This is a genomic window from Myroides sp. DF42-4-2 (assembly GCF_030326445.1).
Lineage (GTDB): Bacteria > Bacteroidota > Bacteroidia > Flavobacteriales > Flavobacteriaceae > Flavobacterium.
In genome coordinates, this window is the sequence record NZ_JACAKI010000024.1 from 1 (window position 1) to 24437 (window position 24437).

The window sequence follows — 24437 nt, forward strand, 5'->3', positions numbered from 1 at the left end:
ACTGCCACATGGTGGGAGAGTATGTCGTCGCCCTTCTTTTGAAAGCCTGATTACGCAAGTAGTCAGGCTTTTTTTTTTGGTTTATGGTGAGTAGTGAATAGTGAGTAGTGAATAGTGAATAGTGAGTAGTGAGTAGTGAATAGTGAGTAGTGAATAGTGAGTAGTGAATAGTGAGTAGTGAATAGTGAGTAGTGAATAGTGAATAGTGAATAGTACAACTCACCACTTACCTCTTACCATTCACCACTTACCACTTACCACTCACCACTTACCACTTACCACTTACCACTCACCCTTACTACACAACAAATAAAAAAAGCCGTTTAAATCGATTTAAACGGCTTTTTTTTATATTTTAAGTCTATGGTAGTATAACTGTAGTTATTACTTCAACAGGGTCGCCAGGGTGTAGTTTGGGCACAATAGCGTGATAGGTAACAAATTTTGGTCGCCCACCCCAGTTTTGTAGAAAGTCTACGTGGAGTGTATATCTATTATAGCGATTTCTGGTGTATATATATTTGATGTCCGCTGTGTTTGATTCTACCCAAAACTGGCCAATGATTAAGTCAAAGTTTCTAAAATCAATTTCAGCATTACAACCTTGAACTAGCTTTCTGTAGTCATAAGGGTTATTGATAATTAGAAATTCGTTGTCGCGTAGGCTTGGAACATATAAATTGTCTTTGGTGTTAAAACATCCGTATTGCTCTAAGTTTTCTGTGCGGATGAATACGTCTCGGTCGTAATCATCGGTTAAGGAACAAGCTGCAAAGAGCAGGGAAGATCCTAGGAGTAAACAGTATTTTTTGATCATAGTTTTTTATTTTAATTGTTGGGGAATAATACAAACTGGGATGGGGTTTATTTTGTGCTGGTTGATTCGATTTAATCGTGTATAGATAGCAAATACTTCTCGTGCTCTACCTTGGAAATCTGCTATGGTTTTGCCTTCTTCTGCGGCAAGCATGGCTACTTCTAATTCATCATAGGAAGCTCCTAATTGATCTTCATCCGTGCGATCATCTCCGAATAAACCGTCTGTAGGTTTGGCTTGGATGATGCTGTTGGGTACGTTTAGATATTCGCCGATTAAGCGAACTTGTGATTTTAATAAATCTGCGATGGGACTAATATCAACACCGCCATCGCCGTATTTAGTAAAGAATCCCACACCAAAGTCTTCTATTTTGTTACCTGTCCCCACCACCAAGTATCGATGAATACCTGCATAGTAGTATAGCGTAGTCATGCGCAATCTAGCTCTTGTATTGGCTAAAGTTAGCGCAAGCAGTTGTTGGTCCTCTATAGTTGGCACTTGTTGTTTAAATAGTTCAAATGTCGAGGTTAAATCCGCTGTTGTAGAGGAAACATTCGCATAGTTAGCCTTCAAAAAAGCAAGGTGTTCTTGTGCGCGATCTACCTGTGATGCGGCTTGGTGAATGGGCATCTCTACACAGAGTAAAGGCAATCCTGTTCGCGCGCACAGCGTAGAGGTTACTGCTGAATCTATGCCTCCCGATATTCCGATGGTAAATCCTTCGATGCCACTCGCTAAGGCGTAATTCTTTAGCCATTCAACAATGTGACGGGTTACTGCTTCGGTTTGAAAGTTTTGATTCATCATAGAAAAATTGTGATTGAGTTGTGGTTCTTCTTTTTATATTTGTAAGGATCAGAAAAATATCAAGTATACTATGTTCAAAATTAGTAAAATATCTTTATCCTGCTTAGCGGTTTCCAGTTTTTTTGTACTGGGTTGTGGCGACTCTAAAAGCAAAGTAAACAAAGAAGTAGCACAAATCCCTATGGAAGTAACTGTAGCGCGCTTTGATCAGGATTTTTATACAGGAAAAGACGAAGACTTTCAGCTGTTAAAGGCTAAATATCCTTATATGTTTCCCGCTGGCGTTCCGGATGCTGCTTGGCTTGAGAAAAAGCATGACACTATTTTTAAGGAGCTCTATCAAGAAGTCAACAAAAAATATGCCGATCTGAAATCGCTACCAGAAGATTTAAAGAACTTATTTCAGTACATCAAATACTATTATCCGGAGGAATCCGATCACAAAAAGATTATAACGGTCCTATCGGAAGTTGATGTAGCGGCCAAAGCGATTTATGCCGATACGTTGGCGTTGGTTAGTTTGGATACCTACCTGGGTAAGGACCATCATTTTTATAAAAGTTTTGCAGCTTATACGCGAACAACATTCGAACCTGTGCAGATTTTGCCCGATATGGCGGAGAGCTTTATCATTCAAAAGTTGCCCAAAACAACTGATCGTACGTTTTTAGGGGCAATGGTTCAGCAAGGGAAATTGGTATATGCAAAAGAGATGTTGCTGCCAAATGCACCTAAAGAGACCCTGATGACTTACAGCAAAGAACAGTTGGATTGGTGCCTAGCGAATGAATCACAAGTTTGGCGCTATATCATCGACAACCAATTGTTGTTTGATACAGATGTCAAATTAAGTGCACGCTTTATTGAACCTGCACCTTTTAGCAAATTTTATCTCGATATTGACGGCGAATCACCTGGACGTGTTGGGGTTTGGATAGGATGGCAAATTGTTCGTTCATTTATGGAAAATAATAACGTAACTTTGCAGGAACTTTTTGCAATGGATGCGAAAGATATTTTCGAAAAATCAAAATATAAACCGAAGAAGTAATGAGTAAAAAGCACATTTCTGATATCAATATTAGAGTAGAGTTAGATGAGAATCGCGTTCCGGATAAATTGACGTGGACAGCAAAAGACGGCGGAGTAGATCGCGCTAAGTCTAAAGCGATGTTGCTCTCTATTTGGGATCATGCGGCACAAGAGACGTTGCGTATTGATTTGTGGACTAAAGATATGCCTGTAGACGAGATGAAGAAATTCTTTCATCAAACTTTAGTCGCTATGGCTGATACCTATGAACGCGCGACAGAAGATGAAAAAATGGCAGCAACTATGCGCGACTTCTGCGATTATTTTGCAGAGAAAACAGAATTGTTAGACAACGAATAGAAAAGGGCGATTTACTCAAATCGCCCTTTTTATATTTATACGACCATGAGGTTACAACCTCGAATGTCCGCCTGATCAAATCGCCCTAAAATTTCAAAGCTTCCATCTTCGTATTTCTTGCCTAAATCTTGCGTAGCAATGAAGGAACACGAGTTGATATTCGCTAAATCTATTACATTGACTCCCCCTGCTTTTCCAAAGGTTTCGATGCGTGTAAAAGGATCTTCTGGGTCTCGGATGACAATATCCATCCAGGTTGGGCATTGGAAAATGCCATCTCCTAGAGAATAGGCTTGTGAAAGAAGCTCTGTCATGCCGTATTCTGAGTGAATTTTAGTTACGCCAAATCCTTGGCATAACAACTGGTGTAACTCTTCGCGAATCATTTCTTTTCGTTTGCCTTTCATCCCTCCAGTTTCCATAATTATGGTGTTGTTTAACTCGAATTGGTGTTGCTCAACGATGTCTAATAAAGCATAAGTTACCCCTAGGAGTAGAATGTTTTTTCCTTGTTTGTCTAACGTTTCTAAGTGAGTGATTAGTTCTTGGTAATTGTGTAAATAGAAGCCACTCTCTGGGTGATTTGACTGCTTGATAAAGTCATCAGCCATGTAGATCAGCGAAGATCCTTCTCGTTCTAAATAAGAGGGCAATAACGCTAGAACAACGTAATCTTCAATAGGGCCATAGAAGGAAGAAAAACCTTTTCTAAAGCTTGCTTCATAGTATTGCAAATCCGTTACATGATGTTTACTCGTAATTGCACCTGTTGTTCCACTACTGGTAAACGTAGTTTGAATCGGCAGATCACTGCTGAGAACTGTTTTGTTTTTAAAGAATTCAATAGGAAGAAAGGGGACTTGATCAAGGCTGCGAACTTCCGTTGGCGTTTTTCGAATCAAGTCACAAAATTGGCGATACACCGCATTGTGCTCATATTGATAGCGATATACTTTCATCGCTATTTTATGAAATTCTTTTCGGGTCTGTATGCTAATGATATCTTCAGGTGTAAACACAATTCACTTATTTGCTACAAAAATACAATAAAAAAAGCATCATTGTTGAAATGATGCTTTAGATTTATCGGGTACTGATTTGTTACTTCACGATTAATTTACGCGTGGCAGAGGCATTGTTTTCTTTAATTTTAATGATGTAAATTCCTGCTGTTACGCTATTCGGTAAAATTAATTCTTTCGTATTGAGGTTTGTGGAGAATATTTTTTTTCCTACCACATTGTAAATCTCAATTTCTTTGGCTTCATTTGTTTTGGTTTCTATTGTGATCTTCCCATTAATAGTAGCGGGGTTTGGATAAATAGAAAGACCTTCAATTGTTTTAACAACTGTTGCTTTAGTTTGGAATTCGCCCGTTGCAGGAACTTGAGCATAACTCAAGCTAGTAAGCAAGAAGAAAGTTCCAATAAAGAAGAGTGTATAAAAGTAGTTTTTAGTCATCCAAATGAAATTAATACTATAAAAGTAAGGAATATATCTTATAAGATAAAAAAAATATTTGCTTTTTTAGGGCAAATATTTTTTCTTAACATAAATTAATGACTTATTATTATATTTAATTCAAAATAATTAAATTCTTATAGTCCTAGAGTCCAACCTTTTGTCCATTCTGGTGCATTCGCATTATTTCCAGCTCCTTGGTTCTCTCCTTCAACAAATACTGCATTTACATCTGCTGCTTCACCTGCTGTGTTTTTACCTTTTGCTTTTTCAGTAACATCAATTAATTTTACATTACTTACTAATAATGAACCATTGGCCACATTGGCAATTGTTTCGTCATGTTCTACATCAAAGGCTAATTTCCAACCGCTTAACACTACGTTTTTCAGTTGTCCTTTAGTTCCTTCACGTAGTTTCATTGCTGTACCTTCCCCTTTTTTGGCTGCGATTAACGTAATTCCATCAATTGTAGGGTTTGAATACGGTTCTGCTGTTCTAGTTTTTGAATTGTTGTCGGCTTCGAATCCTTTATCCGCAGTACCTGATTGTTTAGCATACCAGAATTTGTTCTCTTGTCCATTCCATCCTTCTGTCCAGTCGAATTGATCATCGTCATTGTGAGAAGAAACTAAGTATTGTGCACTTACTGTTCCACCAAACCACTCAAATCCGTCATCTGAACCTTCGTGAGCTTGTACATATTCAATTTTTGTTCCGCTTCCTACTCCGAATAAAGACAATCCGTTGAATTCTTTTTCGCTGTTAAAGTTAGCTCCTGCATACTCAATTCTCAAGTAACGGATCGATCCTGAGTTGTCATTTGCAACATCTCCACCATAGGTTAAGTCTGATACTTCAGCTGTTGCTGTTTTTGCTTTGTTGATTGGTGCTTTACCACATACAACTAAACCTCCCCAGCTACCTCTTTTCTTTTCCAAAGCAGTCATTACTACTGGATTGGTGTTAGTTCCTTTTACGAATATTTGTCCTCCTTGTGCAACTGCAATATAAGAAGATGTTCCTCCCGTACCAACGATTTCAACTCCTTCTTCAATATTTAAAGTTGCTCCATCTTCTACAACTAGTTTTGTTGATAAGTTGTATTTTTTATTTTTCTCTAACGTTAATGTCTGTCCTTTTTTCAGTGTTTGACCAATGTTTTCTGTTGGGTTTGGACCTCCTCCGTTGTTGTTCGAATTGTCGTCAGATGAACAACTAACGAATAAAACTGATGCTAAAGCAATTGATAACCCTGATTTGAATAATCTTTTCATAAAGTAATTGTGTTATTTTATTTTATCTGTTACAAAGATTGTGTACTAAAATGAACTGATGGTTAGCGCTTTATCATTGAATTGTTATGATAGTTAGGTTGTATATTAATGAATTGTTATGAAAAAGTAGAGATTGAATTGTACACTTCCTTCCTATTTGTTTATGCTGACATCGATCTATTGAGAATTACGTATACAAAATAAATTAAAGTTCTTTATTGCTTAGTATATTCACCTGTTTTGCTTGTTACTCCTCTATTTTAGCTTTTTTTTCGTCTATTTTTATAAAAAATAAGCGAAAGAAGAGCGATGTGTTATGGAGAGAGAAGTCGTGTTTTTTGAGTTAAATAATTAAAAAAGCCTTTACGGATGCGATGGTGTTCTATGGAATGCAATAGACATATAAGGTACTCTAGCGAGTTTTTAGTTTGAAATAGAAAGTAAAAATAGGAATAGCTTACTACAAACGCACTGGAGGAGCTCTTAGTGCACATGACAGTTGGTTTGGATATTTTAGACCAAAGGGCTATAAAAAAATTATAATGATAAAAAAAATAATGTTGACAGTCCTCATCTTACTGATTTATGGATGCAAGGGACAAGAAAAAGAGATATCAGCTGAAAGGGAACAGGATTTAGTTAATCAAGAAAAGGAAAAGGTACATTGGCAAGATTTGCCACAACAGGTATTTTATGCTGAGCGAACAGAAGTTATGGAAATGAGAACAAAAGAAAATCAACAAAAATTAGCAAAAATATGGGATGGATTCTGGAGAATAGAAACAATAGACTGCACCAAAGAATTTCTTACCATGGAAGAAATTAACTTAACTAATGATCTCTATTATCAAGGTTTAAAGTCTCTGGGATTTCGATTTCCAAGTGAAGCGGTATTTGCAAGTCGAATTAAAGAAATTTTCGATGTTGATATTTATGCAGATTACACGGATAATCCTCGAATTATTAAGATGGAAGATTATTTAATTCTTAGAGTAAAAACTTATCCGCTAAAATTTCACAAATTGGTTCCAACCTTAGATTTTGCTTATGATAATTATGTTTTTGACCTCAAAAGACATTTTTTAACGTCCATAGAACCAGCAAATGCATTTAGTAAATTAGAACGAGATGACTTTGATGAACTTTATTATATCTATTTTGGTAGCCCTTATGAATTAGCATTAAATAATTTTATTTTCCATGATAATAAAGCAGCATTTGTGTATTTGAACAAATCGATAATAGAGCGTTTTGACGATGATTTTGGCTATGAGAATTTTTCAATGGAATACGATCATTTTTATCAAGAGATTTTAAGAAATCGTTTGCTCTGGTATAAGTCTACAGTGGAGAATACCCGAGAGGGCTGGGATTACCGCATGTATGATCGCCTGTTTTTTTGTCGCGGATTTGATGGGAAGTTGATTGTCAAGAAAAAGATGCTCGCTGCAGCCGTTGAGTTAGCCAAAGAAGATGAGGCTTATATCCGCGTTCCGTTAGACTACTATTTTACTCAGATGACAACGGAGTATATTCCCAATGAATACGCAGCAGATCAAAGTGAGGTAAGCAATTACTTTAAGGAACGCGAACCCTACTATACCCCCGAAGAACGAGCGATGATCTGGGTGTATACCTCACTTTTAGAGTTGAATCTCCCTCCTAGTGAAACACGACCAGCTCCCTATATGTTTATTGGATTAACGCTGAATTATCCCGAATTAGCTCAAGTGGCAGAACAGCACAACTACTTTGGTGAAGATATGTCAGAAGTATTAAATATACTCGATAGAAACAACGGTTGGTGGTAGGTTGTATTTTGTTTGTTGGGAGCACTCACATGAAATAACACTAAGGATGACATAAAAAAAAGCCTGCACTTGAGGCAGGCTTTTGTGAACAGGAATATTCTTTTTTTTAGAAAGTATATTTGAATCCTAAGCTAAAGTTTTGTCCTAATTTGTACGATTGTACTAAAACATCTTGTGTTAGGTTTTCTTGTTTTCTCTCAATTGCGGGATCCAATAAGTTCTTTGCGTTAAAGCTCATACCAAATCGCTTAGAAAAGTCGTACTTGAAAGCAAAATCCAAGAATCCAAAGGCTTTATCCACTAAGTTTCCACTTTGCTCTGTTCCCAAAGAATACAGCTTGTCAGAAAAGTGTGCATATGAAAGTGTTGCCATTAATTTTTGATCATTTGCCCATTCTTTGATGTAGGAGATGTCCGCGTTTAACAATAAATCAGAGGCTCCAGTGAAACTAGCATTGTCGTGGGTAAACGAAGTGCTTAAATACTTGTTTTCGCTATTTACCTTTTCATTGTCTAATTTCTGGTATGTTTTCATGATTGATGCGTTGATACCACCGGTAATTTTGTTCGTTAGGGCATCGTCAAAGCTGAATAAATTTTTGCGCACTTCGATTTCCAATCCTGTTGCATAACCATAATCGCCCGTATTGGCATAGGTAATATCATTCGAAGAAGAAGCGGATACAATTTCGTTGATTGGGTTTTTGATGTATTTTCCAAAAACAGTAGCAGAGATCACTTCGTCTGTTTGTGGGAAGTACTCCCATTTTAAATCCACGTTGTAATCATCTGAAGCGTATAAATCGGGGTTACCTACTTTAATTTCCGTTACATCTTCATAAATAAAACGTGCTCTTTCTTTGAATTGAGGTAGAGTATAGGTTTTCGACAAAGCAAAACGCAAGTTGTTGTTGTCGTTTACTTCATACTTTAACGATAAGCTTGGTAAGAATGCGTTTTTAGTAAATTTATTACTTGTTTTATCTGAATCTAATTGCGTTTGCCAAGAGACATCTTGTGAAATTGTCTCAAAACGCGCTCCGATGGAACCGGAAAGTTTAGGTGTCAATCGATATTCTACGTTTACAAAACCAGCGTGAATCAAAAGATCTCCATCATAGGTTTGCGGCAACATTGCGTTTGGTGTTCCCGATCCACCACGGAAGGTGTAAATGTCGAAATATCCTTGTGCAAAATTCGATTGATTAAAGAAGCTATCTAGTGCATTAGGGTTTATATCGTTGTTGTAATCGCTGTTGATTTGAAATACAAACTGCGTAGCTTTAAAGTTTCTTTCTTTTTTTCTGAAGTTATATCCAACGGTTAATTTACCGTCGTATAGATTTTCCTCATTCTGAGCAAATTTATAATCAGCAGCAATATTTGCAGCGAATTCATTTTCTTTTAAATCCTCAAAATAGCGGTTGTTGTCTGATCTAGAGTTAATAGAGAAGGCATAGCTGTCGCTGTTTTTTAATTTGTTCAGCGTATATTGTTGTCTATCTGGCGTTTGAGCAGAGATGTTGTTGAATGCTGCACCCCAGTTTAAATCAATTTGATCAGTCATTTTGTGGTTACCTAATAGTTGGTTCACCATTAAGCGGTCTTGACGATAGGTTTGTCTATTTACATAAGTATAATCAGAATTGTCAAGTGTAATGTCGCGCATATACCCTGTATAATCTTCATTTTTCTCTTTTGAATCGTTGACAAATAAGAAATTGTATTTGATCGCGTTTGATGCATTGATATCAAAATGAGCATTTACCATTCCCGTAGTATTAGTGCTATATTCGAATGCCTCTAGATTAAGGTCTTTGGTAAAAGAGTTCTGTGCTTGAGCTGTTCTAGTGATTCCTTCTTTGTGTTTGAAGTTATTGCCAAAAGAAGCAGTTGCAAATAAATGTAAGGCTGATTCAGAGCCGAAGAAGAATGATTTTCCTGTATTGATGTTCAATCCAGCTCCCCAAGGACTGCGCGTATCGGTTTGGGTAGAGTTTTTGAAGTTGTACCCATTTAATGCATTTCCTGGTATTTTCTTATCCGAAAAACCGAAGAAGCTGCGATCCGAAAGTGTTTTAAAGTTATCTTGTTTTAATGCGTTTGTATTGACATTAGAACTTAAACCGACTTCTACATAACCTGCTCCTGTGTGATTTTTAGACCTAATATCGATATTTCCTCCTGCAAAATCTCCATAATTACGTGCAAAATACGTTTTGTCAATGGCAATGTATTCTACGATATCTGTAGAGAAAATGTTTAGATCAATATTTTTCTTTTCAGGGTCATTCGAGGCAAGAGGTAATCCGTTTAACAACGTACTGTTGTATCGATCTCCTAGTCCGCGAACAAAGATAGTACCTGATCCTTCTTGTTTGGCTACACCTGTTGTTTTGGCAACGGCACTAGCAACATCACTTACTCCTTTTCTTGAAAGTTCTTGTGAACCGATGTGTTGCTTCATTTCTACCGAACGTTGTTGTTCGATTAATAAGGTTGCTTCTCGCGATTTTGATCGCGTAGCTTGTACTACAACCCCTTCTAATTGTACACTTTCTGAAATTAAGTCAATGGTTACTTCTACAGTTTCATTTGGTTTAACCACGATGGTTTGATCTGCAGAAGTATACCCCACGTAATTAAAGGTCAAGGTTTGTGTTCCTTCTGGTACTTCTATGGTAAAAAAACCATCTAAATCTGTATTTACCCCTTGTGTTGTTCCTTTGATACTAACTGAGGCAAAGGCTAGTGGTTCTTTGGTTGCGGAATCTTGTAAAAGTCCCTTAATAGTTCCATTGGCTGCTCCAACTATCTGGCTAATAAATAATAGAGCGAATAGTAACTTTGATTTCATAATTCTTATTTTATTTAAGCTAGTGCAAAGAACTAGCGCAAATATGTCTTATGTGTTACCGCTACTTTAACACATTTTACAGTAAACGTTATTAAATAGTTACCACATTAAATAATTGTAAACTTTACTTAACATAATGTATTATCTTTATCTTTGAACTGATTTAAAACACACACATACAAAGGATGAAAAATTCTGACATTAAAGTCTTATTAGTTGATGACGAGCAAGATATCATTGAAATCATCAGTTATAATTTGGAGAAAGAAGGGTATCAAGTGAGTACAGCAAGAAATGGGAAAGAGGCCATAGAAAAAGCGAAAAAAGAGCTTCCTCATCTTATTATTTTGGATGTTATGATGCCTGAAATGGATGGGATGGAAGCTTGTGAAAACATTCGTAAGATAGACAGTTTACAAAACGTTATTGTTGCGTTTTTAACAGCGAGAGGCGAGGATTATTCACAAGTAGCGGGATTTGACGCGGGTGCGGATGATTATATCACTAAGCCTGTGAAACCAAAAGTTTTAATGAGTAAGATTAAAGCGTTATTACGTCGATTAAAAACAGTAGAAGAAACGGAAAGTGGCGATGTGATTCAAATTGGAAATATTGAGATTAATCGCGATGAATACAAGATTTTAATCGATGGAGCGGAATTGTCTCTACCGAGAAAGGAATTTGAATTATTGTATTTATTAGCATCCAAACCAGGCAAAGTATTTACAAGAGAGGAAATTCTAGATCGCGTTTGGGGCAATGAAGTGGTTGTTGGTGGGCGAACGATTGATGTACACATCCGCAAGTTAAGAGAAAAAGTTGGAGACGATTGTTTTAAAACAATTAAAGGAGTAGGATATAAATTAGATATGTAGTTCAATGTCCATACGCTTTAAAAAATCGTACAAATTTGCTGTTAAATCAGCGCTATTAATAACTATATGTTCCCTTGTTATTACACTGCCCTTTGTTTTTTTAGTCAAAGAAGGCTTAGGGATACTTTTAGTGATTCACACTATTTTAGTGTATTTCGCTTCTTTTTTTGTGATTCAGTATCGCGTGGAGCATTTTATTTACCGTCGAATCAAAAAAATCTACGACAAAGTATCTCTACTTGAGCATACAGATCTTCGCTCCAGTGCTGTGACCACAGACATGAAAACGCTAACAGAAGAAATTGAGAGATTTGCGACCAATAAAAAGATTGAGATTGAATCCTTACAAGTTAGAGAAGAATACAGACGTGAATTTTTAGGTAATATCTCCCATGAATTAAAAACGCCTTTGTTTATGATTCAGAGCTATTTGGAAACTTTGAGCGATGGTGCAATTGACGATTTAGAGGTACGTGATCGTTATTTGGAGCGCGCAGAACAAGGCGTAGACCGCTTGATCTATATTGTACAAGATTTGGATATGATTGCCAAATTAGAATCAGGTGATCTTCATCTGAATGTTGTGGAATTTGATTTAATTGAGACAATTCAAAATGCCTTTGATTTCTTGGAATACAAAGCCAAAAAGAAGAATATTTCTCTGCTTTTTGACATGGGATATAAAAAGCCAATTTATGTAGTAGGCGACAAAGAGCGCATCGGACAAGTGATCACTAATTTGATTGAAAATTCCATTAAATACGGCAACGAAAGAGGAACAACTGAAGTGAGTATTGAAAACCTAGTGAAAAACAAATTGATTGTGCGCATTACAGACAACGGTTTGGGCATTCGCAAGGAGCATATTCCGCGCTTGTTTGAGCGTTTTTACCGCATAGACAAGAGTGGAGCACGCAGTGTTGGTGGATCGGGATTGGGATTGTCTATTGTGAAACACATTGTCGAAGCGCATGACGAACATATATATGTAGAAAGTAGCTACGGCTATGGTTCGGAATTTTCATTTACCTTAGAGAAAGCCGTTGACATACCTACAGAAAATGCAAGTTAATTTGTGATCCCTATAAAAAGGTTTTACTTTCGTTATATTTATTTAATTTTGCGTCGAATTTAAACAAATAACCCTGTGGGAAGTAAAAACAAATTAAAGCGATTTAGAGAAAACGAAACGTTCGGTAATGTTTTCCAACCAACAAGAGAAGAAATGATTGCCAACTTGCCTCAAAAAGGCAAATGGGCATCGGAAGTATTTAAAAACAATAACCCTATTGTTTTGGAATTAGGCTGTGGAAAAGGAGAATATACGGTAGAGTTAGCTCGTCGTTATCCCAATACAAACTTCATTGGTATCGATATCAAAGGTGCCCGTTTTTGGCGAGGTGCTAAAACAGCGGTTGAAGAAGGATTGACCAATGTTGCCTTTTTGCGCACCCAGATTGAATTGATCGAATTTGCCTTTGAACAAGGAGAAGTGAGTGAAATCTGGATTACTTTCCCTGATCCACAAATAAAATATAAACGCACTAAACACCGCTTGACTAATACGGAGTTTTTACAGCGTTATAAAAATATCTTGACTGCAGATGGCGTAGTGAATTTAAAAACAGATAGTGAATTCATGCATGGCTACACTTTAGGTTTATTACACGGTGAAGGACATGAGGTGATTTATGCGAATCACCATGTGTACAAAAATGAAGGTGCCCCATCGGTAGTAACTGAAATTCAAACGTTTTATGAATCCCAGTATTTAGAACAGAATAAGGCCATTACTTATATTCAATTCAGAGTTAAATAAAGAATGGATCATTATTTTATCTTATTAATTATCGGCTTTTTAGCAGCAGTGATTGGTGTTTCCCTTCCGGGATTACTGAATATGACTGCTGTTAAAGTAGCTCAAGAAAGAGGGCGACAGGCCTCCATCATGTATATAGCGGGTGCGTCCTCTATTATATTTGTTCAAACCTATATCGCTATCTTTTTTGCTAAATTAATTGATTCTAGCCCGTTTATTACAGAAATTTTACACGAAATTGGTTTAGTGATCTTTGGATCCTTGACCTTGTATTTTTTAGTGTTTGCTAAGCGAAAAAAGAAGGAGGAAAACCAGGCGGTTAAGCGTTTAAAGCATCCTTATATTTACGGGGCACTCTTGGCGTTAATCAATGTGTTTTCTATTCCGTACTACGTATTTCTTAGTGTGACCTTAGCTTCCTATCACTACCCTATCTTTGATTGGGCGTACACCGTTGTTTTTTCTATCGGTGTTGTTCTAGGCTCTGGGTTGATGTTTTATGCCTATATTTCTGTGTTTAAGAAAGTGGCAAATGAAAATGCCTTTCTCTTGAGAAACATCAATTATGTCATTGGTACAATAACAGGAATCATCTGCTTGATTACGCTTTATAAATTATTGCGATAGTGACGGATTCAGCCAATTTTTTTGAACGAGTGTATGCGGTGGTACGCGAAATCCCTGAAGGGAGAGTAACTACTTATGGGGCCATTGCCAAAGCAATTGGTGCACCTCGATCTGCAAGAATGGTAGGCTATGCCATGAACGCCTCTCATTTTGACGATTCTGTTCCCGCCCATCGCGTTGTCAATCGACTCGGAATGCTTAGTGGAAAGCATCACTTCGATGGTACGAATCTAATGCAACAACTGCTAGAAAGTGAAGGGGTTGTCGTATTGGATAATCAAGTGCAAGACTTTAAAACAATCCTTTGGATTCCCGCTGTCCAATTCTAGTTTACGCAATCGGAAAGTTGATACTAAAATAGGTGGACTCGTCTTTTCGGTTAAAGGTCAAATATCCGTTGTGCATTTCAACGATGTTTTTCGATAAGGGTAAACCAATACCAGCCCCATCTTCACGTGTAGTGTAAAAAGGAATAAAAATCTTCGCTTTAATTTCTTCTGGAATCCCTTTTCCGTTGTCTATTATATCGATCCACAAGCGATTGTTTCGTTCAAACAAATGAATTTCAATCCTTTTTTCCTCCAAATTTTTTACTGCATAAATGGCATTGGTCAAAATGTTGATGAAAACTTGTTCCATTTGCTTCGCATCCCAAAAGAGGGACATTTGTGTGTCAATGCTCGTCTGTAGGGCAATGTTATACTGTTGAAAGAGAGGTTTGAGAATCGCTGCGCTATTGGTTAGGATTTCTGCACTATTAACCCATGCCTTTTGCGGGCTTGGGAGCATGGTTAATCTGCGGTAGTTATCGATAAATTGACGCAAGTGATCTGTGCGATTGGCAATAGTTTGAATGCTCAACTTTAAATCGTCCATATCATCTGCTGTTAATGATTCCTCTTCTTCCAATATTTCCAACGTGTTATGCGCTAGGGAGTGTATTGGCGTCAGCGAATTCATTATTTCATGAGAAATGACCTTCATCAAATTTTCCCAAGTGTCTTTTTCTTTTTTATCCAATACTTTTTGAATAGAATCCAACAAAACAATATAGAACTCTTGATTCTGACTCGTCGTGATAGATGTTTGCAGGATAAAGGTTTGTTTTTCCTCTCCTTCGATACGCATATCCAGAGAATTCTTCGACTCTTTAAACTCTAGTTGCTCTAAGTGTTGTGTTAAATTAGGTAGTAAACGCGAAAGGTTGTTCCACGACTTTACTTTGGGAATATCAAATAGTTTAGCAAAGTAATCGTTAATTAAGAAGATATTCCACGTTTCTTTATCGCGTTCAAAGATAACAATTCCCGTTTCTAAGTTGTTCAAAATGTTGAGGTAGACCAATTCCTTGACTTCATTTTGTTCCTGTTCATTTTGTAGCTTTTGGTAGAGGGTTTGCAAGTTGTGAAAGGTTTCATTGGCTTGTTTTTTATTGGATTTAAGAGAAAAATCGTCGTAAATCATCGCCAGAACTAACCGATCGATAATGCTGTAGTATTTGCGTTGATAATTGTAGAGTTCAATTAGACAGCCTATTATAACGAGAATGGAAATAAAAAATGTGTAGCTGTACTGTTGTACAAACAACCAAGTAGCACCCAAAGACAAGCCGAGGATGAGCAAGATGCGCATAAAAACTTTGAAGTGAAACGACTGCATAGGGTTTGTTTTAGTTTTTAATATTATATTTTTCGAGCCTGCGATATAAAGCAGCGCGCGATAATCCCAATTCTTCAGCAGCTTGACTGATATTGCCATTGGATTTCTCCAGTGTTTTGATGATCGTTGTTCTTTCGATATCTTGCAGGGTTGAGTCATCTAGTGGCCCTTCTTTAATAGCCGATGCTGAGATACCAAAATCGTGTAAATGGAGTTCGTTTGCTTCTGTTAGAATTAAGGCGCGTTCTACGCGATTTTGCATTTCTCTAATATTTCCGCGCCATTCATAGTTGCACAGAGACTCCAAGGTATAGGCGTTAATTTTCGGTTTTTCAATTTGATATTTGGCTGCATATTGTTCCATGAAGAAATCCAATAAAGCAGGAATATCTTCTTTGCGTTCTCTTAGTGCAGGTAATGGTAATACGACCGTATTGATTCTATAGTATAAATCCTCGCGGAATTCTTTTTGAGCGACTTCTGTTTCAATATCCGCATTGGTAGCCGTAATTATGCGTACATCAACAGGACGTGGTTGAGATTCGCCCAATCGAATAACAGACTTGGATTGGATCACTTGGAGAAGTTTTGCTTGTAAGTGTAGAGGTACGTTGCCAATTTCATCCAGGAAAATGGTTCCGCCATCTGCAGCTTCGAAACGACCGGCTGTATCTTGTTTGGCATCGGTAAAGGCCCCTTTGGCATAGCCAAACAACTCACTCTCGAATAGATTAGCATTGAGCGATCCCAAATCGACATGGACAAAAGGTTGATTCTTACGCGTCGAATTTTGGTGGATGTAGGAGGCAAGCACGTATTTACCTGTTCCATTTTCGCCCAAAATCAACGTGTTGACCTCCGTTTGTGCTACGCGTTGTGCCATGCGATATGTTTTTTGAATCGCTGGAGCACTGCCCTCGAAATAAGGAGGCTCCTTCTGAAGAGTTGCCGTTGATTCTAGTTCTTTCTTGCGCCTCTGTTGAACTGCTCTCTTTACAATGTCAATCAAATGGTCGTTGTCCCACGGTTTTAAAATATAGTCAATCGCCCCAAGTTTTATGCCCTCGACAGCACTCTCCACATGGCCATACGAAGTCATCAAAATGATCTGTGCCTGTGGATAGCTAGATTTGATTTCCTTAAACCAATAAATCCCCTCTTTTCCATCTTCAAAACCCACGCGGTAATTCATGTCTAAAATGATAACATCAACAGGTGTTTCCTGTAGTATTTCGAAGATCTTTTTGGGGTTGTTGTTGGTCAAAACCGATTCGAAATGACGCTTTAAAAGCAGTTTAGCAGCAATTAAAACCTCTGTATTGTCATCTAAAACTAGAATGGTTGCATTTGTTTTTCTCATGGTGATGGGCTGTATTGTTTGAAATCGTACATTTTAGTGTTCAATACCGAACACATTAAAAATAAAACATTTATTAATTTGTTGATTTTCAGCTTAATGATTGTGTTTTCTTTCGTGGCATACTTTTGTTATTCTACTTGTAAAAGAAAGCATTATGGACAAGATTCTGCCTCGTAAAAATAAAAAAAAACAAAAGATTTTACTAATTATCGGTGGAGTCCTCCTCTTGGGGCTGACATCCTATATAACTTTTTTTCAAGATATTGTACTTAATGTGTCTAAAAAGGGAATTCGTATTACGGAGGTGAAAGAAGGGGTTTTTGAAGAGTACATCTCTTTTCAGGGTAAAGTAGAACCGTTGCAGTCTTTGTTAATTAATATTGCTGAAGGTGGGGCAGTTAGTGAGATATTTGTAGAAAATGGGGCGGTTATTCAAAAAGGCGATCCTTTGGTACTGTTGCACAATCCCAGTTCTGAACTGGCGTATATGTCACAAGAATCGTCTTTGATTGAGCAAATGAATAATTTGAATGTCAATTTGATGAATATACGCAACCAAGAAATTGGCTTGATGAAAGATTTAATCAGCATCGAATACGAATACAAAAATGCAGAGCTACAATATACGCTGAATAAAAAATTATTTGATCAAGAGATTTTATCTTTGAATGAGTGGAATCAAACGGTTGAAAGTTTTTCCTATCAAAAAAAGAGAAAAGCCTTGATGGAGCAAAGTGTGGAGAAGGAGAAACAATCCAATCAAGTACAGGTTCGACAAATCAATCAGTCGATTGCTGTAATTCAACGTAGCTTGGACAAACTAAAAGAGAACAAGCAGAATTTTTTGTTGAAAGCGCCTATTTCTGGTCGATTGTCTTCGTTTGAACCTATGCTGGGAAAAACGTATAACGCAGGTGAAAGCATAGGGAAAATCGACGTGTTAGAAGGCTATAAATTAGTGGCTAATGTCGATGAGTTTTACTTAGATCGCGTTGTTGTTGGTCAAAAAGGGCAAGTGGATCTTAAGGGAACAATGGTGACAGTTGAGGTGATTAAGGTTTTGCCAGAGATTATCAATGGGCGATTTGAAGTGCAGTTAAACTTTAATAGTGATACAGAATTGAAATTACAGGAGGGCAATAGTATGGGAATCAAGTTGTTTCTTTCAGGAAAAGAGCAACGCTTATTATTAGCTAAGGGTAGTTTTGCTACGGATACAAAAGGAGAATGGGTGTATGTCATCAAAGAGGGAAAAGCAGCAAGACGACAAATAGAAATTGGCCGTGAAAACCCCGCTTACTATGAAGTAATTTCGGGCTTATCTCCGGGAGAACAGGTTATTATATCAAGTTATAAAGATTATCTAAGAGTGAATTATTTACAAATAAAAGAATAAGTATGGTAATATCAATTAAACAATTGTCTCGTATTTTTCAAACGGAAGAAGTAGAGACAACCGCTTTGAATGAAGTATCCTTAGAAGTTAAAAAGGGAGAGTTTATTTCAGTGATGGGACCTTCGGGATGTGGAAAATCAACGTTATTGAATATCATCGGATTATTGGATGATGCCTCTTCAGGGAGTTACCGTTTATTGGAAAAAGAGATGGTAGGTTTAACGGAGAATCAACGCGCTGTAATCCGAAAAGAAAACATCGGGTTTATTTTCCAGAATTTTAATTTAATCGATGAACTTTCAGTTTATGACAATATTGAATTGCCTTTGATTTACAACAAAGTTCCCAGTGGAGAGCGCAAAAAACGCGTGATGGAAATCGCAGAGCGATTGAATATTGTACACCGCTTGAAACACTATCCCCAACAACTTTCGGGTGGTCAACAACAACGTGTGGCTGTTGGTAGAGCGTTGATCAACAATCCCAAAATTATTTTGGCCGATGAGCCAACGGGAAACTTGGATAGTAAGAATGGTGCAGAAGTAATGGGATTGCTAACAGAGCTACACCAACAAGGGGCAACCATTATCATGGTCACGCACTCTCATCACGATGCTTCCTATTCGGAACGCACAATTTTGATGAAGGATGGTATGATTTTATCCGAAAAAATCAATACCAAGATCGTTGATGTATTTACGGTATAAAAATAAAACTATGATACGTTTTTTTCTAAGCTTGCTCTTACTGTTATGTAGTTTGTTGCTACAGGCACAAGCCAAACAAACGCATACCATCACAGGGCAAGTTTCTAAACTAGTGGCAGCTATGCCTATTGAGATTCAGGTTGATGCTACTTCGGATGCAACTACTGTTCGCGTAGAAGGGTCGCAAGAAGATATAGAACACGTTGCTGTAAGACAAGTAGGGACAACCCTTTATGTTGATATGAACACAAAGAAAAACAAAAAAAATGTGTATCTCGCTAGAGTGAAGGTATTTATTGCCCAATCCAAGATTGTAGAGTACGACCTTAGTACCACAGTTCGCGTAGAAGTAAAGGGACGTGCACAAGGCAGTAGCGTAGCAATTAAAGGTGATTCAGCTTCTTCTTTAACTGCTGATTTTTCGGCATCGAGCTTGTCGATTAATTTAGACTCTGCTTCCAAATACAAAGGAGATATTACGGCAAAGAACATCAAAGTAAATTTGGACAGTGCCGCAGGAGTAGTTGTTACAGGAGATGTGGAAAATCTGTCGATTAATGTAGATAGCGCCGCAAAATTTGATGGTAAAGGACTCAAGGCAAAATACGTGAAAGTAGAGGCAGATTCGATGGGCAAAGCTGAAGTTTATCCCATCGAAAGTTTAAATGCCTACGCAGATTCCATGGGGAAAGTGGTCTATTACAATACGCCAAAAGAATTAAAAAAATACACCGATTCTATGGGATCTGTAAAATCGAATTAAGCAGGTACTATGTTGTTCAGTTGGTTTACTACATTTAGGAAAAACATCCAAAAATCGATCTTGTTCTTTTGTTGGACCATTTTAGGTTTGGCAATAGGGATAGCGTGTTTGTTGCTATCGCTTTTCTTTTTACAAGACGAATGGAGTTATAATAAATGGATGGCCAATGTAGAACAATACTATGAGGTTAATGTGACGGTTGGCGAAGAGGCTAATGCCATTGTTGTACCCGCTGCCGTAGGTCCCCAATTGCTACAGCAAAAACAAGTGGAAAATTACTGCTACTATGCTTTGGATTATATTGATTTTTACGCAGAAAGTAAGTTTCACCAAGCGGTAGTAGGGAAAATATTAAATACGCAAACTACGTTTTTTGATTTTTTCAATTTTGAATTTATTTATGGCAGTGTGGATGAAGTAGTACTGCATCCCATGCATATAGCGATTTCAGAAGAAGTGGCTCAGCGATTTTTCCCGCATCAAAATCCGATTGGTCAAACGCTATCGTTGGCACATAGTCCGTATCAAGTGGCTGGAGTTTATAAGCTAACAGACAAAGCAACGATTATGCCCGATATAGTCTTGATGAATATGGATTGGAATGAGGAGGTAAATTCCTCTTTATGGCAAGAAAACGGCGGAGGACTGCTCGTAAAAGTGAAACGTAAGGAAGACTGCGCAGCGATCGCCTCTAGTTTGGTGACTTTGGTTGAAAACAATGAGGAAAGAGTCTTTGAAAATAGCGAGAAAGTAGAGCAATACAACGTTTATCTTTCTCCGTTGAAAGAAGGGCGATTCATTTCGAAACAAACGGCTTTATTAGAGGGGAAAACCAAATTAGAAACCCTGTATTTACTCGTGGGCTGTTCGGTTTTAATTTTTTTGTTGGCCATATTGAATTACATCAACTTGAATCAAGCGGGTATTTTATCGCGTATAAAAGAATTTCACCTACGTGCCATGCTGGGGAGTTCTAGCATACAGTTGATGTTGCAAATCGGTTTTGAGACTTTGTTAAACGTGCTAATGGCTATGGGAATAGCGCTGATGCTCGTTGAGTTCAGTATGCCGATTTACAATCTGTTCTTGCATAAGACCATCGGGATTAAGCATCAAGTGCTTTGGAGTGGAATTGTACTGGTTATTTGTTTTGTCGTGTTTTTAGCTGGGGGCATACTTTCCCTGTATGCTAGGCGACTGGTTCATCAGTTACATCACGTGAAAACAGGTCCAAAGAAAAGTAAAAGTTTGCGATTGAGAGAGGTGAGTTTATTCATTCAAATTGCCATTGCATTCTTCTTTGTTGTCGGCGGATGGATCATTTCGAGACAGGTGCATTTTATGGAAGAAAAACACCGGGGCTTTGAAGGAGATCAAGTGGTACAAGTGAAATTATTCACGCAGCAAATCCGCCGTAAATTCTATAGAAACGACAAGTTAACCCAAGAAATTCAAAAGATTAAAGGAGTTAAGTCAGTTGCTTTATCTACCATTGCCTACGAAGATAAATCCATTAAAACCAAGTATACTGCCTATTATGGTATGCGCAAAATCCCCGATTTTGTGATGGAAGGGATAGACAACGCCTATATTGATATGGTGGGATTTAAGAAGATCGCCTATCAACCCATCGAAGTAGATAGCTTACCCAAGGTGTGGATCAACGAGAAATTTGCTGAAAAAATGGGGGTAACACCAGAGGAAGCACTGGGAAATGCTATTTCTTATGACCGAAGTACTTATCTGATTGAAGGTGTAGTGAACAATTTTTTTAGCACGGGTTTTGAAGAAGCCGTACAGCCGATAGTATTGTTTCAATGGAAAGATATTGAATTTTTACCCTACGGGATTAATTACCTCTCTATCGAATTAGATCAAGCAGTAAATCGAGCAGAAACCCTAGAACGTCTGCAGTCGTTTTGGATTGTAAATGTCGATTATGAATATCCCTTTCAGCAGCAAACCCTCTCAAAGCAATTTGAGTCCAACTATCAACACATCAAATCGCAAAAACGCATGTTTCTGATTTGGAATGTAGCGGTTGTATTCATGGCTTTATTTGGTTTGTATGCCAGTTTATCCCTCTATCTAGAGCAAAAACAAAAAGAAATAATTATTCGAAAAATAGTTGGGGCAAGTCCACGAGAACTCTTTTTTCTCTTGGGAAAACCCTTTTTTATCACGGTTGTCTTGGCTTGTATTACGGCCGTTTATCCCGTGTATTGGATCATGAACGCTTGGTTGAATAAGTTTAAGTATCAACAAGAAATAGAAGCTTATCCCTTTGTGTTTTCGTTTCTCCTAGTGGTTGGGTTGGTCTTTTTTATTATCCGAACAAAAGTGCGCATTGCGACAAAAGGCGATTTTATTAAATGCATTAAATATGAATAGTTTATGTTAAATAACTGGTTTAAAATTTACGTGTACAACAGCAAGAAAAACAAGGTGTATTTCTTATTGACTATTTTGTGTTTAGCTATTGGAATAACCGCAGTATTGCTGTCATCCCTCTATTTAAAAGAGGAAAAATCATTTGACCAGTGGAATGAAAATAAAACGTCCATTTACTTAGTAGAGAACAGCGGTGGGAAAGTGAGGCTAAATCGATATCCTTTCGCTTTGGTTACTAAGCTCAAAGAGGACTATCACGTCATCGAAGATTATTTGATGTATAGCACTTATAGCGAAGAGATCGTTGTGTATAAGGACAAAGAAGAACGATCGAAAAAAGTACTCAACAGCAGTCAAGGCTTTTTTGATTTTTTCCCTTATCCCTTGGTATATGGGACCAAACAAAGTGTGTTCCAGCATCCCAATGAAGTGGTTTTAGAACAAGAAAAAGCAGCCGTGCTATTTGGAAAAGGGGTAAATCCCGTGGGCGAGCAACTAAAAATAAAGGAGGAGTTGTATACTGTCGTAGGCGTATATGCGATAGGACACAGAAGAAGTAGTTTTATGCCAGAGATTGTGCTCAATACCTATCAGTTTTTATCCGTTGAAGAACAAACCATTTGGGATCAACAAGGGGATAATCTCTTGTTGAAAACAGCGAAGAAACAAGAAACAACAGCAGCGATCAAAGCGTTGTATCTCAAATATTACTATGAACCTTGGGCGGCTAGATCTGATATGAGTTTAGCGGTTTTTTTAAAGCAACTAGAGGGTGTTTTCGGAACGGATTTCTATTTAGAACCCTTAGATCAATTGCATCTTCAAAGTGAAAAATCCATAGCGAGTAGTATACCCGAACCTGTGGTTAATAGTAAAATGCTGAATATTATCCTTGGATTATCTAGTTTGATGCTGCTATTGTCCTTGTTTAACTATGTGAACTTAGCACTTTCTCAAACCTTATCCAGAGCCAAAGAAGTTGGGGTACGCAAGGTATTAGGCGGGGTGAAAAGATCGATTATCAAGCAGAGTTTATATGAGACCACAATCACTGTTTGTATTGCTTTTGTCTTGAGTATCTTTTTGTTTTTGTGGTTGTTGCCCTTTGCCAATTTTTATTTAAACATCAATATCGTTGTGCAGTGGGGTGATATGGCGCTCTTGTTTGTAGGTAGCTATTTTTTGATCTTGCTGATTGCAGGGCTAATTCCCGCCTTTTATATTGCACAATACCGCGTGCTAAAGGTGTTAAAAGGCGATTTCAATCGCAGCCGCTCAGGGAGTTTCATTAAAAATACTTTTTTAGTGATACAATTCGCCATTGCCTGTTGGTTTATTGTCGGTACGTATATGGTGTATAAACAAGCCCATTACATGGCAACAAAAGATTTGGGATTTTCCGGAGATCAGGTGATTAGCTTTCCCTTTCTAGCTGATGTAAACGATGGAAGTAAAGCACAAAAATACGAAGCATTCAAACAAGAGGCGTTACAGATCAAAGGTGTCGAACAAGTGGCTGTAGCCGGTGTCGAATATGCTGGAACGGGAGGACTAGGTAGTATCTTAATGTTCCGACAAGAAGAAAAAGAGGATCTGGTTGCGTTTATGATGCAGGCAGATGCCGATTATTTTGAAATGATGAACATTCAATTGGAAGAAGGACGCTTTTTAGATCGAGCCTTAGCCAGCGATAGCATTCAGAATGTTTTAATTAATGAGAGTTTATTGAGAGCAACGGGTGAATCGCGTATGGAAGATGTTAAACTCAGAGATATAACGGTTGTAGGCGTACTTAGAGATTTTCATACCGGAGGATTGGAATATTCGATTACTCCTTTGATATTTAGCTTACCCAAAGCAACAGATAATTATTTTTCCAATGTAACCATGAAAGTGGACGTCACGCAAATGGAGACCCTTGCTCCCGCTTTGGAAAAGTTGTGGGATACCTTTAATCCAGAGGCGAGAGAACCTTTTAGCTATGAGTTTGTCGATCAAAAATTCGCCAAAACCTTCGAGAAAATTGACACACAGAAGCAAATCCTATTAGGATTGAGTTTGATTGTCATCTTTATTGCGCTATTTGGATTGTTTGCTGTGTCCTCTTTTACCATCGGAACGCGATTAAAAGAAGTGGCTATCCGTAAAGTATTAGGCGCTAGTACAGGCGAATTGATTAAAAAACTGTCCTACCAATATTTGATTTACTGTGTGATCGGTTTTGGTGTTGCTGTTTATCCCAGTTATTATTTATTGAATGCCTGGTTGAGTGATTATACCTACCGCATCGAAATAAGTTATGACGTTTACGTGGTCTGTCTGATTCTTATTGTCATACTTACCTTACTTATTGTGGTGAGTAGAGCGTATCAGGCCACTCGTGTGAACGTTTTAAAATATATTAAATACGAATAA

General features: G+C 37.6%; 21 protein-coding genes. 13 read left to right on the plus strand and 8 right to left on the minus strand.

All coding sequences use genetic code 11. The features are described 5' to 3' along the window. Positions 1 to 361 precede the first annotated feature (361 nt). Both HX062_RS14200 and nadE read right to left on the minus strand, forming a co-directional pair. Positions 362 to 817, minus strand: coding sequence for a hypothetical protein (locus tag HX062_RS14200; RefSeq protein WP_286467846.1), 456 nt, complete (start codon positions 815 to 817; stop codon positions 362 to 364). A 6-nt stretch (positions 818 to 823) separates the two neighbouring features. Next, positions 824 to 1627, minus strand: coding sequence for an NAD(+) synthase (gene nadE, locus HX062_RS14205; protein ID WP_286467847.1), 804 nt, complete (start codon positions 1625 to 1627; stop codon positions 824 to 826). Between the two features lie 70 nt (positions 1628 to 1697). Between nadE and gldB the strand changes: the two genes are divergently transcribed. Continuing rightward, the gene (gldB, locus tag HX062_RS14210) at positions 1698 to 2678 is read left to right on the plus strand and encodes a gliding motility lipoprotein GldB (RefSeq protein WP_286467849.1); all 981 of its coding nucleotides are present in this window, start codon (positions 1698 to 1700) and stop codon (positions 2676 to 2678) included. Next, the gene (gldC, locus tag HX062_RS14215) at positions 2678 to 3019 is read left to right on the plus strand and encodes a gliding motility protein GldC (protein ID WP_182627995.1); all 342 of its coding nucleotides are present in this window, start codon (positions 2678 to 2680) and stop codon (positions 3017 to 3019) included. The genes gldB and gldC overlap by 1 nt, the downstream gene beginning before the upstream one ends. Positions 3020 to 3054: 35 nt before the next feature. On the opposite strand, the gene HX062_RS14220 is transcribed toward gldC, so the two are convergent. From HX062_RS14220 to HX062_RS14230, 3 genes are all read right to left on the minus strand, one after another. Further along, complete coding sequence (locus tag HX062_RS14220; protein ID WP_182627993.1) at positions 3055 to 4038, minus strand: LuxE/PaaK family acyltransferase; 984 nt, start codon at positions 4036 to 4038, stop codon at positions 3055 to 3057. An 82-nt stretch (positions 4039 to 4120) separates the two neighbouring features. After that, entirely contained in the window at positions 4121 to 4480 is a 360-nt protein-coding gene (locus tag HX062_RS14225; RefSeq protein WP_286467850.1) for a T9SS type A sorting domain-containing protein, read from the minus strand. Between the two features lie 137 nt (positions 4481 to 4617). Continuing rightward, positions 4618 to 5757 (minus strand): beta-helix domain-containing protein, encoded by a 1140-nt coding sequence (locus HX062_RS14230; RefSeq protein WP_182627989.1) that lies wholly within the window; start codon positions 5755 to 5757, stop codon positions 4618 to 4620. A gap of 542 nt (positions 5758 to 6299) precedes the next feature. Between HX062_RS14230 and HX062_RS14235 the strand changes: the two genes are divergently transcribed. Further along, positions 6300 to 7568, plus strand: coding sequence for a hypothetical protein (locus HX062_RS14235; protein ID WP_286467851.1), 1269 nt, complete (start codon positions 6300 to 6302; stop codon positions 7566 to 7568). A gap of 106 nt (positions 7569 to 7674) precedes the next feature. Here HX062_RS14235 and HX062_RS14240 read toward each other — a convergent pair whose 3' ends face one another. Then, a complete protein-coding gene (locus HX062_RS14240; protein WP_286467852.1) occupies positions 7675 to 10425 on the minus strand; it encodes a TonB-dependent receptor in 2751 nt (916 codons plus the stop codon). 185 nt (positions 10426 to 10610) lie between these two features. Here HX062_RS14240 and HX062_RS14245 point away from each other — a divergent pair, with 185 nt between their 5' ends. The 5 genes from HX062_RS14245 to HX062_RS14265 all read left to right on the plus strand — a co-directional run bounded on the left by HX062_RS14245 (position 10611) and on the right by HX062_RS14265 (position 14075). After that, positions 10611 to 11300, plus strand: coding sequence for a response regulator transcription factor (locus HX062_RS14245; protein WP_286467853.1), 690 nt, complete (start codon positions 10611 to 10613; stop codon positions 11298 to 11300). A gap of 4 nt (positions 11301 to 11304) precedes the next feature. Continuing rightward, positions 11305 to 12372, plus strand: a complete 1068-nt coding sequence (locus HX062_RS14250) for a sensor histidine kinase (protein WP_182627982.1) — start codon at positions 11305 to 11307, stop codon at positions 12370 to 12372. A 75-nt stretch (positions 12373 to 12447) separates the two neighbouring features. After that, entirely contained in the window at positions 12448 to 13119 is a 672-nt protein-coding gene (gene trmB / locus HX062_RS14255; protein ID WP_182627981.1) for a tRNA (guanosine(46)-N7)-methyltransferase TrmB, read from the plus strand. A 3-nt stretch (positions 13120 to 13122) separates the two neighbouring features. After that, positions 13123 to 13746, plus strand: coding sequence for a LysE family transporter (locus tag HX062_RS14260; RefSeq protein WP_286467855.1), 624 nt, complete (start codon positions 13123 to 13125; stop codon positions 13744 to 13746). Then, positions 13746 to 14075: an MGMT family protein gene (locus HX062_RS14265; RefSeq protein WP_182627977.1), complete on the plus strand. Its 330-nt coding sequence runs from the start codon at positions 13746 to 13748 to the stop codon at positions 14073 to 14075. Before HX062_RS14260 ends, HX062_RS14265 begins: the two co-directional genes overlap by 1 nt. A gap of 1 nt (position 14076) precedes the next feature. On the opposite strand, the gene HX062_RS14270 is transcribed toward HX062_RS14265, so the two are convergent. Then, entirely contained in the window at positions 14077 to 15405 is a 1329-nt protein-coding gene (locus HX062_RS14270; RefSeq protein ID WP_286467856.1) for a sensor histidine kinase, read from the minus strand. Positions 15406 to 15415: 10 nt separating this feature from the next. Continuing rightward, on the minus strand, positions 15416 to 16765 hold the full coding sequence (locus tag HX062_RS14275) for a sigma-54-dependent transcriptional regulator (RefSeq protein WP_182627973.1): 1350 nt from the start codon (positions 16763 to 16765) through the stop codon (positions 15416 to 15418). A 154-nt stretch (positions 16766 to 16919) separates the two neighbouring features. Between HX062_RS14275 and HX062_RS14280 the strand changes: the two genes are divergently transcribed. From HX062_RS14280 to HX062_RS14300, 5 genes are read left to right on the plus strand one after another with little or no spacing between them, the layout of a single operon-like run. After that, entirely contained in the window at positions 16920 to 18161 is a 1242-nt protein-coding gene (locus HX062_RS14280) for an efflux RND transporter periplasmic adaptor subunit (protein ID WP_286467857.1), read from the plus strand. 2 nt (positions 18162 to 18163) lie between these two features. After that, positions 18164 to 18868: an ABC transporter ATP-binding protein gene (locus HX062_RS14285; RefSeq protein ID WP_286467858.1), complete on the plus strand. Its 705-nt coding sequence runs from the start codon at positions 18164 to 18166 to the stop codon at positions 18866 to 18868. Between the two features lie 10 nt (positions 18869 to 18878). Continuing rightward, positions 18879 to 19631 (plus strand): GIN domain-containing protein, encoded by a 753-nt coding sequence (locus HX062_RS14290; protein ID WP_286467859.1) that lies wholly within the window; start codon positions 18879 to 18881, stop codon positions 19629 to 19631. A gap of 9 nt (positions 19632 to 19640) precedes the next feature. Next, complete coding sequence (locus tag HX062_RS14295) at positions 19641 to 22022, plus strand: ABC transporter permease (RefSeq protein WP_286467860.1); 2382 nt, start codon at positions 19641 to 19643, stop codon at positions 22020 to 22022. Between the two features lie 3 nt (positions 22023 to 22025). Beyond that, a complete protein-coding gene (locus HX062_RS14300) occupies positions 22026 to 24437 on the plus strand; it encodes an ABC transporter permease (protein ID WP_286467862.1) in 2412 nt (803 codons plus the stop codon).